The organism is Streptomyces laculatispora, assembly GCF_017353455.1.
Lineage (GTDB): Bacteria > Actinomycetota > Actinomycetes > Streptomycetales > Streptomycetaceae > Streptomyces > Streptomyces laculatispora.
The window spans coordinates 1-12,481 of record NZ_JAFMPZ010000318.1; the positions used below are offsets into that span (position 1 = coordinate 1).

8 protein-coding genes are annotated in these 12,481 nt (G+C 70.0%); 3 read left to right on the forward strand and 5 right to left on the reverse strand.

What is annotated here, in order from left to right; all coding sequences use genetic code 11:
- Positions 1–4: 4 nt before the first annotated feature.
- Positions 5–2,428, forward strand: a complete 2,424-nt coding sequence (locus J1C73_RS17460; RefSeq protein WP_207317207.1) for an excinuclease ABC subunit UvrA — start codon at positions 5–7, stop codon at positions 2,426–2,428.
- Between the two features lie 250 nt (positions 2,429–2,678).
- Complete coding sequence (locus J1C73_RS17465) at positions 2,679–4,445, forward strand: glycosyl hydrolase family 18 protein (RefSeq protein WP_242644312.1); 1,767 nt, start codon at positions 2,679–2,681, stop codon at positions 4,443–4,445.
- Between the two features lie 70 nt (positions 4,446–4,515).
- Here the strand turns inward: J1C73_RS17465 and J1C73_RS17470 are convergent, their stop codons facing one another.
- From J1C73_RS17470 to J1C73_RS17480, 3 genes are read right to left on the reverse strand one after another with little or no spacing between them, the layout of a single operon-like run.
- Complete coding sequence (locus J1C73_RS17470; protein WP_123464940.1) at positions 4,516–5,262, reverse strand: succinate dehydrogenase/fumarate reductase iron-sulfur subunit; 747 nt, start codon at positions 5,260–5,262, stop codon at positions 4,516–4,518.
- Positions 5,259–7,208, reverse strand: coding sequence for a fumarate reductase/succinate dehydrogenase flavoprotein subunit (locus J1C73_RS17475; protein ID WP_207317202.1), 1,950 nt, complete (start codon positions 7,206–7,208; stop codon positions 5,259–5,261). Before J1C73_RS17475 ends, J1C73_RS17470 begins: the two co-directional genes overlap by 4 nt.
- Position 7,209: 1 nt before the next feature.
- Entirely contained in the window at positions 7,210–7,917 is a 708-nt protein-coding gene (locus J1C73_RS17480; protein WP_207317203.1) for a succinate dehydrogenase, read from the reverse strand.
- A 95-nt stretch (positions 7,918–8,012) separates the two neighbouring features.
- Here J1C73_RS17480 and J1C73_RS17485 point away from each other — a divergent pair, with 95 nt between their 5' ends.
- On the forward strand, positions 8,013–8,939 hold the full coding sequence (locus tag J1C73_RS17485) for a LysR family transcriptional regulator (RefSeq protein ID WP_207317204.1): 927 nt from the start codon (positions 8,013–8,015) through the stop codon (positions 8,937–8,939).
- Positions 8,940–8,947: 8 nt separating this feature from the next.
- Here the strand turns inward: J1C73_RS17485 and J1C73_RS17490 are convergent, their stop codons facing one another.
- Together J1C73_RS17490 and J1C73_RS17495 are read right to left on the reverse strand one after the other, a co-directional pair.
- Positions 8,948–11,122 (reverse strand): putative bifunctional diguanylate cyclase/phosphodiesterase, encoded by a 2,175-nt coding sequence (locus J1C73_RS17490; protein ID WP_207317205.1) that lies wholly within the window; start codon positions 11,120–11,122, stop codon positions 8,948–8,950.
- A complete protein-coding gene (locus tag J1C73_RS17495) occupies positions 11,119–11,937 on the reverse strand; it encodes an SAM-dependent methyltransferase (protein ID WP_207317206.1) in 819 nt (272 codons plus the stop codon). The genes J1C73_RS17490 and J1C73_RS17495 overlap by 4 nt, the downstream gene beginning before the upstream one ends.
- Between the last annotated feature and the right edge of the window lie 544 nt (positions 11,938–12,481).

Sequence of the window (12,481 nt, forward strand, 5' to 3'; positions counted from 1 at the left end):
CCCCATGCCCACCCCCCACGATCCGTACGTCAGGGTCCGCGGCGCCCGCGAGCACAACCTCAGGGACGTCCGGGTCGACATCCCGCGCGACACCCTCACCGTCTTCACCGGTGTCTCCGGCTCCGGAAAGTCCTCGCTCGCCTTCGGGACGATCTACGCGGAGGCCCAGCGTCGCTATTTCGAGTCCGTCGCCCCGTACGCCCGGCGGCTGATCCATCAGGTCGGCGCACCCGCGGTGGGTGAGATCACCGGGCTGCCGCCGGCCGTCTCGCTGGAGCAGCGCAGGTCGGCGCCGGGCGCCCGGTCGTCCGTGGGGACGGTGACCACGCTGTCCAACTCCCTGCGGATGCTGTTCTCCCGGGCCGGGACGTATCCGGAGGGCGCCGAGCGCCTGGACTCCGACGCGTTCTCGCCGAACACCGCCGCGGGGGCCTGTCCGCGGTGCCACGGGCTCGGCCGGGTCCACCGCACCACCGAGGAGTTGCTGGTCCCCGATCCCTCGCTGTCGATCCGGGACGGCGCGATCGCCGCCTGGCCGGGGGCGTGGCAGGGCAAGAACCTGCGGGATGTGCTGGACGCCCTGGGCCACGACGTCGACCGGCCGTGGCGTGAGCTCGACCGGGCCGACCGGGAGTGGATCCTGTTCACCGACGAGCAGCCGGTGGTGACCGTCCATCCCGTGCGCGATGCGGGCCGGATCCAACGGCCTTACCAGGGTACGTACATGAGTGCGCGTCGCTATGTGATGCACACGTTCGCCGACTCCAGGAGCCGCGCCCTGCGGGCGAAGGCCGAGCGCTTTTTGACCAGTGAGCCGTGCCCGGTCTGCGACGGCGGCCGGCTGCGGCCGGAGGCGATGGCCGTCTCCTTCGCCGGCCGTACGATCGCGGAGCTGGCGGGGCTCCCGCTGACCGGGCTCGCCGAGGTGCTGGCAACGGCCGGCGGCGACGACACCGCCCGGGTGCTGACGGCCGATCTGCTGGCCCGGATCGAGCCGGTCACCGAACTGGGTCTCGGCTACCTCAGCCTGGACCGCACGGCTCCGACGCTCTCCTCCGGCGAGCTGCAACGGCTGCGGCTGGCAACACAGTTGCGTTCGGGGCTGTTCGGCGTCGTCTACGTCCTGGACGAACCGTCCGCCGGTCTGCACCCGGCGGACACCGAGTCGCTGCTCGCGGTGCTCGGCCGGCTGAAGGAGGCCGGGAACACGGTCTTCGTCGTGGAGCACCAGATGGATGTGGTGCGGCAGGCCGACTGGCTGGTCGATGTGGGGCCGCTGGCCGGTGAGCACGGCGGGCGGGTGCTGCACAGCGGTCCGCCGGCCGGGCTCGCCGAGGTCGAGGAGTCGGCGACGCGGCGCTTCCTCTTCGACGACGCGCCCGTTCCGGTGCGCGAGGTACGCGCACCCTCCGGGTGGCTGCGGCTGCACGGTGTGGAGCGGCACAACGTGCGAGGTGTGGACGCCGCCTTCCCGCTCGGGGTGTTCACCGCCGTCACGGGGGTCTCGGGCTCGGGCAAGTCGACGCTGGTGGGGCAGGTCCTGGCGGACGCCCTGGCCGACCGGAGGCCCCCGGCCGAGGCGGAGCAGCCGCAGGAGCGGCCCGCGGCCGGGTGCGCCTGGGCCGAGGGGCTGGAGGCGGTGGACCGCCTCGTGCAGGTCGACCAGAAGCCCATCGGCCGCACTCCGCGTTCCAACCTGGCCACGTACACCGGGCTCTTCGACGTCGTGCGCAAGCTGTTCGCCGCTACCGGTACGGCAGTTGAGCGCGGCTACCGGGCCGGGCGGTTCTCCTTCAACGTGGCGGGCGGGCGATGCGAGACCTGCCAGGGTGAGGGGTTCGTCTCCGTGGAGCTGCTCTTCCTGCCCAGTACGTACGCGCCCTGCCCGGACTGCCACGGCGCGCGGTACAACCCGGAGACGCTCGAAGTCACCCTGAACGGGCTGAACATCGCCCAGGTGCTGGATCTCACCGTGGAGTCGGCGGCCGGCTTTTTCGCCGGCACGCCGGCCGCCGGACGCAGTCTGCGCACCCTGCTCGACGTGGGGCTCGGCTATCTGCGGCTCGGGCAGCCGGCGACGGAGCTGTCCGGCGGTGAGGCACAGCGGATCAAGCTGGCCGCGGAGCTCCAGCGCGCCCGCCGGGGGCACACCCTCTATCTGCTCGACGAGCCGACGACGGGACTGCATCCGGCCGATGTCGAAGTGCTGATGCGGCAGTTGCACGGGCTGGTCGACGCGGGCAGCAGCGTGGTGGTCGTCGAGCACGACATGGCCGTGGTCGCGGGCGCCGACTGGGTGATCGACCTCGGGCCGGGCGGCGGCGACCTGGGCGGCCGGATCGTGGCGACGGGACCGCCCGCGGACGTGGCTCGGGCGGAGGGCAGCCGGACGGCGGCGTACCTCCGGGCGTCCCTCCACCTCGGCTGACCGTTCCTTTCTCCCCAACTCCCCTATTTGCCCGGCAGGTTGCCGGTTCGGGCAAGCAAAGAGGAATGAAACAGTAAAGAACGTTGACAGTTAGTTGGTCCAGACCAATTATGGGCATGCCTCACGACCCCTTCTCGCCGTGCGGTACGTGACCTCCCGGCCGGGATTCACAGGAACGGGCCGCGCCTCTCACCGGGCGCGGCAGAGCCGTGCGATCCGCCCGTTGTCTCACTCCGCTGGGAGCTACCCCATGAGACGTCCAAGAACAGTCGCCGCCGTCCTGAGCGCGTTGGCCACGGCCGTCGCGTCCGCAGGCCTGGTCCTCGGATCAGGCGCCGGCGCACAGGCCGCCGCAACCGCCGCCACTCCCCTGCCCGCGCATGTCTTCGCCCCGTACTTCGAGGCGTACAACGGAGACAGCCCGGCCGCGCTCTCGCAGGCGTCCGGTGCGAAGTATCTGACCATGGCCTTCGTCCAGACCGAGGCCCGCGGTTCCTGTACCCCGTACTGGAACGGCGATTCGAGTACGCCCATCGCCCAGTCCGAGTTCGGCGCCGACTTCACGACCATCCGGTCGCGCGGCGGCGATGTGATTCCGTCGTTCGGCGGGTACGCGGCCGACAACGGCGGCACCGAGATCGCCGACAGCTGCACGAGCGTCGACTCCATCGCCGCGGCGTACGAGAAGGTCATCACGACCTACGACGTGTCCCGTCTCGACATGGACATCGAGGACAACTCGCTGGAGAACAGCGCCGGAATCGACCGCCGCAACAAGGCGATCAAGAAGGTGCAGGACTGGGCAGCCGCCAACGGCCGCTCGGTGCAGATCTCGTACACCCTGCCCACCACGACCAGCGGTCTCGCCTCCAGCGGGCTCGCGGTGCTCAAGAACGCGGTGGCCAACGGCGCCCAGGTCGATGTCGTGAACCTCATGACGTTCGACTACTACGACGGTGCCTCGCACAACATGGCGCAGGACACCCAGACCTCGATCACCGGTCTGAAGGGCCAGCTGGCCAAGCTCTACCCGTCGAAGACCGACGCGCAGCTGTGGGGCATGACCGGCATCATCGAGATGCCGGGCATCGACGACTACGGCCCGGCCGAGACCTTCACCACGGCCGACGCCACCGCCGTCTACAACTGGGCCGTCTCCAAGGGCGTCAGCACCCTGTCGTTCTGGGCGCTGCAGCGCGACAACGGCGGCTGCCCCGGCACCGGGGGCAGCGACACCTGCTCCGGGATCGCGCAGGACACCTGGTACTTCAGCCACACCTTCGCGCCCTTCACCACCGGCGGCACCGGCCCGGTGACGGACGACTACTCGGTGGCCGTGGCACCCGGTTCGGCGACGGTCGCCCCCGGCGGGTCGGCCACGGCGACCGTGAGCACCGCGGTCACCTCCGGCAGCGCCAAGACCATCGCGCTGACGACGAGCGGGGCGCCGGCCGGTGTGACGGCCACGCTCAGCCCGACGTCGGTCACCGCGGGCGGGACGTCGACGCTGAAGATCACCGCCTCGGCGTCGGCGGCGCCCGGCACGTACAAGGTCAATGTGACCGGGGCGGCGGGCACGCTCAGCCACGCGGCGACCTTCACGCTGACCGTCTCCGGTCCCGGGGGCGGCACCGGATCGCTGGTGAACGGCGACTTCGAGACGGGTTCGCTCGGTCCCTGGACCTGTGAGTCCGGTGGCTCGGTCGTCTCCACCCCGGTGCACGGCGGCACGCACGCGCTTGCCGCCGCGGCCACCGCGTCGCAGACGGGCGAGTGCACGCAGACGCTCACCCTGTCCCCCAACACCAAGTACACGCTCAGCGGTTGGGTGCAGGGCAGCTACGGCTACCTCGGTGTCCGCGGCGGCGCCTCGGCGAACACCTGGGGCTCGTCCAGCGGTTACGCCAAGCAGTCGGTGGCCTTCACCACCGGCTCCAGCGGTGCGGTGACGGTCTATCTGCACGGCTGGTACGGACAGGGCACGGTCTACGGTGACGATCTCTCCGTAACGTCCTGACCCGCCGGTACAGCTGAGTCCCGGGACCCGGAGGCGGGCGGCCTCCGGGTCCCGGGGCTCTCCGGCCGGCTCAGCGGTGGACCTTGCGGGTCGCCCGCAGCCACTCCTTGTTCATCGCGGAGATCGACGGCAGCGGGATGCCCTTCGGGCAGGCCGTGGCGCACTCCCCCGTGAGGGTGCAGCCGCCGAAGCCCTCGCTGTCCATCTGCCCCACCATGTCCAGGACCCTGGTCTCGCGCTCGGGGGCGCCCTGCGGCAGGACGTTCAGGTGGTTGACCTTCGCCGAGGTGAACAGCATCGCCGAGCCGTTGGGGCAGGCCGCCACGCAGGCTCCGCAGCCGATGCACTCGGCGTGCTCGAACGCGAAGTCGGCATCGGGCTTGGGCACGGGGGTGGCGTGCGCGTCCGGCGCCGTGCCGGTCGGGGCGGAGATGTAGCCGCCGGCCTGGATGATCCGGTCGAAGGCGGAGCGGTCCACGACCAGGTCCTTGACGACCGGGAAGGCCGAGGCCCGCCAGGGCTCGATGTCGATGGTGTCGCCGTCCTCGAAGGACCGCATGTGGAGCTGGCACGTGGTGGTGCGCTCCGGGCCGTGGGCGTCGCCGTTGATGACCAGGCTGCACGCACCGCAGATGCCCTCGCGGCAGTCGTGGTCGAAGGCGACGGGGTCGTCGCCGGCGAGGATGAGCTCCTCGTTGAGGGTGTCGAGCATCTCCAGGAACGACATGTCCTGCGAGATGCCCTCCACCCGGTAGGTGGACATGGCGCCGGGGGCGTCGGCGTTCTTCTGGCGCCAGACGCGCAGGGTGAGCTTCATGCGTAGCTCCGCTGAGTGGGGTGGACGTACTCGAAGACGAGGTCTTCCTTGTGCAGGACGGGAGCGTCGCCGGTGGCGCTGAACTCCCAGGCCGCGGCGTAGGAGAACTCCTCGTCGCGCCGGGCGGCCTCGCCGTCCGGGGTCTGCGACTCCTCGCGGAAGTGGCCCCCGCAGGACTCCGCCCGGTGCAGGGCGTCGAGACACATCAGCTCGGCGAGCTCCAGGTAGTCGACGATGCGGTTGGCCTTCTCCAGCGACTGGTTGAACTCCTCCCCGGTGCCGGGGACCTTGATGCGGCGCCAGAACTCCTCGCGGATCTGCGGGAGCCGGTCGAGCGCCTTGCGCAGCCCCTCCTCGGTGCGGGCCATGCCGCAGTACTCCCACATGAGTTCGCCGATCTCCCGGTGGAAGGAGTCGGGGGTCCGGTCGCCGTCGACGGCCAGCAGCAGATTCAGCCGGTCCTCGGTCTCGGCGACGGCCTCCTGCACCTCGGGGTGCGAGGCGTCGACCGCCTCGTGGTGCGGGTTGCGGGCCAGGTAGTCGTTGATCGTCGACGGCAGGACGAAGTAGCCGTCGGCGAGTCCCTGCATCAGCGCGGAGGCGCCGAGCCGGTTGGCCCCGTGGTCGGAGAAGTTGGCCTCGCCGATCGCGAACAGGCCGGGGATCGTGGTCTGGAGGTCGTAGTCGACCCAGAGTCCGCCCATCGTGTAGTGCACGGCGGGGTAGATCCGCATCGGTGTCTCGTACGGGTTCTCCGCGGTGATCTGCGCGTACATGTCGAAGAGGTTGCCGTACTTCTCCTCGACCTTCGCGCGGCCCATCCGCTGGATCGCCTCGGCGAAGTCGAGGTAGACGCCCTGCCCGCCGGGACCGACACCGCGGCCCTCGTCGCAGACGTTCTTCGCGGCGCGGGAGGCGATGTCGCGGGGCACCAGGTTTCCGAACGCGGGGTAGATGCGTTCCAGGTAGTAGTCGCGCTCGTCCTCGGGGATCTCGTTCGCGGGGCGGGTGTCCCCCTGGGCCTTCGGCACCCAGATGCGGCCGTCGTTGCGCAGCGACTCACTCATCAGCGTCAGCTTGGACTGGTGCTCGCCGGTGCGCGGGATGCAGGTGGGGTGGATCTGGGTGAAGCAGGGGTTGGCGAAGTACGCGCCGCGCCGGTGGGCGCGCCAGATGGCGGTGGCGTTGGAGTTCATGGCGTTGGTCGACAGGTAGAAGACGTTGCCGTAGCCGCCGCTGGCCAGCACGACCGCGTCGGCGAAGTAGGTGTCGATCCGGCCCGTGACCAGGTCGCGGGCGACGATGCCGCGGGCCTTTCCGTCGACGACGACCAGGTCGAGCATCTCGGTACGGGGGTGCAGTTCGACGTTGCCCGCGGCGATCTGCCGGGACAGCGCCTGGTAGGCACCCAGGAGCAGCTGCTGCCCCGTCTGACCGCGGGCGTAGAAGGTCCGGGAGACCTGGACGCCGCCGAAGGAACGGTTGTCGAGGAGGCCGCCGTACTCGCGGGCGAAGGGGACGCCCTGGGCCACGCACTGGTCGATGATCTCCACGGAGATCTGGGCGAGCCGGTGCACGTTGGACTCGCGGGCGCGGAAGTCGCCCCCCTTGACGGTGTCGTAGAAGAGCCGGTGGACCGAGTCACCGTCGTTGCGGTAGTTCTTCGCCGCGTTGATGCCGCCCTGGGCGGCGACCGAGTGGGCCCGGCGGGGCGAGTCCTGGAAGCAGAACTGGACGACGTGGTAGCCCTGTTCGGCCAGCGTGGCGCCGGCGGAGCCGCCGGCCAGGCCGGTGCCGACGACGATGACGGTGTGCTTGCGACGGTTGGCCGGGTTGACCAGTTTGGCCTCGAAGCGGCGGGTGTCCCAGCGTTCGGCGACGGGGCCCCCGGGAGCGCGGGTGTCGGCGAGGGGCTCGCCGGTCACGTAGTGCGTGTAGTCGTTCATGTCAGCTCACCACTCCGGTCATGACGGCGACGGGTACGGAGATGAAGCCCACCGTCAGCACAGCCGCGAGCACATTGGCGATGGTCTTCAGGGCACGCTCGCGGGTCGGGCGGCCGACGCCGAGGGTCTGCGCCGCGCTCCAGAACCCGTGCTGGACGTGCAGCCCCATGGCGAGCATGGCGACGATGTAGATGACGTTGCCGTACCAGGTCGAGAAGGTGTCGATGACGTTCTGGTACGGGTGTCCGGACTGGAAGCCACCGGAGTGCACGGTGCCGGTCGTCAGGTCCAGGATGTGCCAGACGATGAACAGCGCGAGGATGATGCCGCCGTAGCGCATGGTGTTGGTGGCATAACTGGCGCGCGGCTTCCTGTGCACGTACTTGCTGGGCCGAGCCCTGAGGTCGCGGCGGCTGAGCTGGTACGCGGAGACGGCGTGCAGCACCACGGCGGCGACGAGCACCAGCCGGACGATCCACAGCGCCCACTCGTGGTGCAGGAACGGCTCGCCCATCACGCGCAGCCAGTGCGCGTAGCCGTTGAACTCGCCCGGTCCGAAGAAGATCTTCAGGTTGCCGACCATATGGACGACCAGGTAGAGGAGCATGATCAGGCCGCTCACGGCCATGATCGTCTTCTTGCCGACGGACGAGTCCCAGAGCGTACGCGTCATGGACGGCCGTCGGTCCGTCCGTGTTGCCAATGCCATGGACACGACGCTAGAGCCGAAGGACCCGATCAGTCCAAGACATGGAGTGGCTGATATCCATAGGCATCGACTATCGGACGAGCTACGGTGAGTGTATGCAGTTCCAGCAGCTCATGTATTTCGTGGCCGTTGCCGAGGCCCGGCACTTCACCCGCGCCGCCGAGAACGTACATGTGTCACAGCCCTCCCTCTCGCAGCAGATCAGGGCACTGGAGACCGAGCTGGGGGCCGAGCTGTTCAGCCGCGCCCGCGGAAACATCACACTGACCGACGCGGGCGAGGCGCTGCTGCCGCTGGCCCGGCGCATCCTGGCCGACGCGGACACCGCCCGGCACGAGGTCCAGGAGCTGGCCCAGCTGCGCCGGGGCCGGGTCCGGCTCGGTGCGACGCCCAGCGTCTGCACGGGGCTGCTGCCCGACGTGCTGCGCGCCTTCCACGATCTGCACCCCGGCATCCAGCTGCTGCTGGAGGAGGGCGGTTCGCACGACCTGGTACGGGAGCTGGCGCGCGGCGCCCTGGATCTGGCCCTGGTGGTGCTTCCGCTTCCCGCGGCCTCCCCGGCCCTGACCACCGTCGAGCTGCTCCAGGAGGACCTGGTGGTGGTCTCGGCGGCGGACGGGCCACGGCCCGGCCGGGGCGGCAGCGTGCGGATCGCGGATCTGCAGGGCGAGCCGCTGGTGATGTTCCGGCACGGTTACGACCTGCGGGAGCTGACGGTGGCCGCCTGCCGGGCCGAGGGCTTCGAGCCCTCGTTCACCGTGGAGGGTGGCGAGATGGACGCGGTGCTCGGCTTCGTACGGGCCGGTCTCGGCATCGCCGTGGTGCCGAGCATGGTGGCCACCCGGGCGGGCCACGACCTGCGAACGACGCCGCTGGCCAAGCCGGGGCTCCGTCGCACCATCGCGCTGGCGCACCGCAGCGACGTGGCTCCGCCGCGGGCGGCACGCGAATTGCAGCGAGTGCTGCTGGCGAGCCGGGCGGACGCCGGACGGGCCGAGAGATCAAGCCCGTCCGGCGCTTGAGGACAGGCTCACACCGCGTCGGCCAGCAGCAGCGCGTGGATCCGGTCCGGGGCCCCCGGCCGCGCGTAGTACCAGCCCTGGGCCGTGTCGCAGCCCAGCTCCCGCAACTGCTCCGCCTGGGCCCCCGTCTCCACGCCCTCCACCGTCACCGCCAGGTCGAGGCTGTGCGCGAGCGACACGATCCCCTCGACGATCTTCAGGTCCACCGGATCGGCCGGATGGTGCTGCATCCCCTGGGTGAAGGAACGGTCCAGCTTCAGCACGCTCACCGGCAGCCGTCGCAGATTCGCCAGGTTCGAGTACCCCGTGCCGAAGTCGTCGAGCGCTATGCCGACGCCCATGTCGGCCAGTTGACGCAGCGGCTTCAGCAGATCGTCATCGGCGCCGATGAGCGCCGACTCGGTGACCTCAAGACACAGTGCCGCCGGCTCCAGCCCCGACCGCTCCAGCACATCGACGGTCTCGCTGACCAGGCGCGGATGGTGCAGCTGGGCGGGCGAAAGGTTGACGTTGATCCGCAGCGGGCCCCCGTCCGTGTGCCGTTCCTGCCAGTAGTTGGCCTGCCGTACCGACTCCTCCAGCACCCAGCGGCCGAGCGGCACGATCAGCCCGGTGTGCTCGGCGAGCGCGATGAACCGGTCGGGACCCAGCACTCCGTGCTGCGGGTGACACCAGCGCACCAGCGCCTCCGCCCCGTGCACCGAGCCGTCCCCGAGGTGCACCAGCGGCTGGTACTCGATGAAGAACTCGCCGCGCTCCAGCGCGGCCGGCAGCGCCGTGGTCAGGCCGTGCCGGGTGATGGCACGGGCGTCCGCCTCGGCGTCGGCCAGCTCGAAGCGGTTGCCGCCGGCGGACTTGGCCCGGTACATCGTGATGTCGGCGCTGCGCAGCACCTCGGCGGCGCTGCGTTCACCGGCCGGGCCCTCGACGATCCCGATGGACCCCCGGACGGTCAGCTCACGCCCGTCCAGCCGGATCGGAGTGGCGAGCACCCCGAGAATCCGGCAGGCGAGCTCGTCGACCTCCGACGCCGTGTCGGGCCCGGTGGTCAGGGCCACGAACTCGTCGCCGCCCAGCCGCGCCACCATCTCGCCCGGCGCGGTAGCACAGCTCTGCAGCCGGTCCGCGACCTCGACGAGCAGCCGGTCGCCCGAGGCATGGCCCAGGCTGTCGTTGATCGCCTTGAAGCCGTCCAGATCCAGATAGCAGAGGCCGAAACGGCTGCCTTCACCGCCCGAGAGCGCTTTCTCGAGACGCTCGAAAAACAGTGTCCGGTTCGGCAGGCCGGTGAGCGCGTCGTGCGTAGCCTCGTACCGCAGGCGCAGATTGAGCAGCCTGCGTTCGGTGGTGTCCTCCAACAACGCCAGCTGGTACTCCGGCCGGCCCTCGGAGTCGCGCAGCAGCGACACCGTCAGATTGGTCCACAGGACAGTTCCGTCGTTGCGGTAGAACGCCTTCTCGACCCGGTAGTGCTCGCGCTCTCCGCTCACCAGCTCGTTGTAGTACGCCCAGATTTTCGGGGAGTCCTCGGGGTGGACCCACTCGTTGACGCGGTGGCTGCGCACATGGTGTTCGAGCCCGCCGAACATCCGGGTGAGGGTGTCGTTGACCTCCAGCACATTGCCGTCGAGGTCGGCGATCCCGATGCCGATGGCGGCGTCCTTGAAGACGGCCCGGAACCGCGCCTCGGTCGCGTGCAGCGCCTGTTCGGCGTGGGAGCGCGCGGAGAGCGCGGAGCGGGCGATGGCCTCCTGCTCGGCGAGGGTCCGCTCGCGCAGCGCCTGGGAGAACCCGCCCGCGACGGCGTGCTGGATCCGGGCACAGCGGGAGCGGCTGTCCTCGGTCGCCAGTGCCACCGGTCCGTTGCTTCCGCAGTAGAGGACGAGGTAGGAGTCGACGACGCCGAGCGTGGAGCTGAGCGCGTCCGGGTCCGTGCAGTGCGCCGCGACGAGCGCGGCGCCCACTCCGGTCGCCGATGCGGCGTCGAAGGGGCGGGCGTGCAGGGTGTCACTGAGCATGCGGGCCAGCGGGAGCAGATGCTGTTCGAACTCCGGCCGGGTCAAGGAGGTGGCCGTCGACGGGAAGATGGCCCGGCTCCAGATCGTGGCGAATCGCCGGAGCCGGTCCTCGGGGCCGTCGGGCTCCGCGTCCGGTGCTCCGGACGACTGGGCGGGAATGCTCACGCCTTGCGTCCCACTCCTGCGAAGCCCGAAAAGGCATATGGGTCTTCGTTGGCCTGCACGACGGGGGTGTCGGGGTGCCAGTGGGGCATGGGCACCAGGCCGGGCTCGACCATCTCGTACCCGTCGAAGAACCGGCCGACCTCATCGCGCGCGCGCATGACCAGCGGGTTTCGGATGTTCTTGTACACCCCGACCGCGCCGCCCGCCTCTTCCTGCGTCAGCGGGACGCCCTCGTACGAGGCGTGGGTGATGATGATGAGGCTGCCGGGGGCCAGAATGTCGCGCAGTTCCGCGACAGCCGTGTGCGGGTCGTCGGAGTCCTCGATGAAATGGAGTACGGCGACGAGCAACAGTGCCACCGGCCGGTCGAAGTCGAGGAGTTTGGAGATCTCCGGATTGTCCCGGATCTCCTGCGGCCGGCGCAGATCGGCGGTGGCGATCACCGCTCCGGAATTGCCCTCGAGTACGGCCTGGCTGTGTGCGACCGCGACGGGATCGTGGTCGACGTACGCCACCCGGGCCTCCGGGTCGATCCCCTGAGCGACCTCGTGGACATTTCCGAAGGTCGGTATCCCGGAACCGATGTCCAGGAACTGGGAGATCCCCTCACCGAGTGCGAAGCGCACCGCCCGGCGCATAAAGGCGCGGTTCGCCTGCATGATCTTGGGAAGTCCCGGCATGAACTCCATGGCCTTGCGGGCCGCTTCCCGGTCCACCTCGAAATTGTGCGAGCCGCCCAGATAGAAGTCATACATTCGGGACACGCTCGGCACCGAAATGTCTATGCCTTGCGGTGCCCAGGCGGGACGCTCCATCGATGTCTCCAACAAGTCGCCACGGCGGTCCGGCCATGTTCATGGTCAGTGTTGACCAGAGGCTACTGATCGGCCGCCAGGAGAGCGAGCCGAAACGGAAATTAGCGGTCCGTTATTGGTCACACCCGTGGCAACTGCAACCGTCTCGTCGCTGCGTGTGACATTCGGACGGTGGGAGGCCGGGAGAAGGTTCGCGATAGAACTATTTTGACGTACCAACCAGCTCGGCATTGGGGGACCCCGCGCGCCATGTCCCCCCGGCCGCGGTGCCGTTGGTGTTCCGGGCCTCGCGCACCGAGAGCCCGGCAGCAGCCGCGGGTTCAACTCCGGACGGGCCATGTGGCCTTCACCGCCGCCTTCCTGCCGGCCGGCACTGCCGCGAACCGGCTTCCGCCCACGCCCCGCCCCCGGTCACCGCTGGGCTCGGCGCCCTCGGCATACCGGCACATCGGCCGTCCGCCAGGCTTGAGTTGCCGGCTGCCGTTCGGGTGCGGGCGATCCTGCCGACGCGTGCGACGTCGGCGCCCGGCGCGGCCATGACATC

Bases quoted from the DNA above. Each gene is read 5' to 3' on its own strand.
- J1C73_RS17485 (WP_207317204.1), top strand. From the start codon at position 8,013: ATGCAGTTCCAGCAGCTCATGTATTTCGTGGCCGTTGCCGAGGCCCGG.
- J1C73_RS17495 (WP_207317206.1), bottom strand. From the start codon at position 11,937: ATGGAGCGTCCCGCCTGGGCACCGCAAGGCATAGACATTTCGGTGCCG.
- J1C73_RS17465 (WP_242644312.1), top strand. From the start codon at position 2,679: ATGAGACGTCCAAGAACAGTCGCCGCCGTCCTGAGCGCGTTGGCCACG.
- J1C73_RS17470 (WP_123464940.1), bottom strand. From the start codon at position 5,262: ATGAAGCTCACCCTGCGCGTCTGGCGCCAGAAGAACGCCGACGCCCCC.
- J1C73_RS17480 (WP_207317203.1), bottom strand. From the start codon at position 7,917: ATGGCATTGGCAACACGGACGGACCGACGGCCGTCCATGACGCGTACG.
- J1C73_RS17475 (WP_207317202.1), bottom strand. From the start codon at position 7,208: ATGAACGACTACACGCACTACGTGACCGGCGAGCCCCTCGCCGACACC.
- J1C73_RS17460 (WP_207317207.1), top strand. From the start codon at position 5: ATGCCCACCCCCCACGATCCGTACGTCAGGGTCCGCGGCGCCCGCGAG.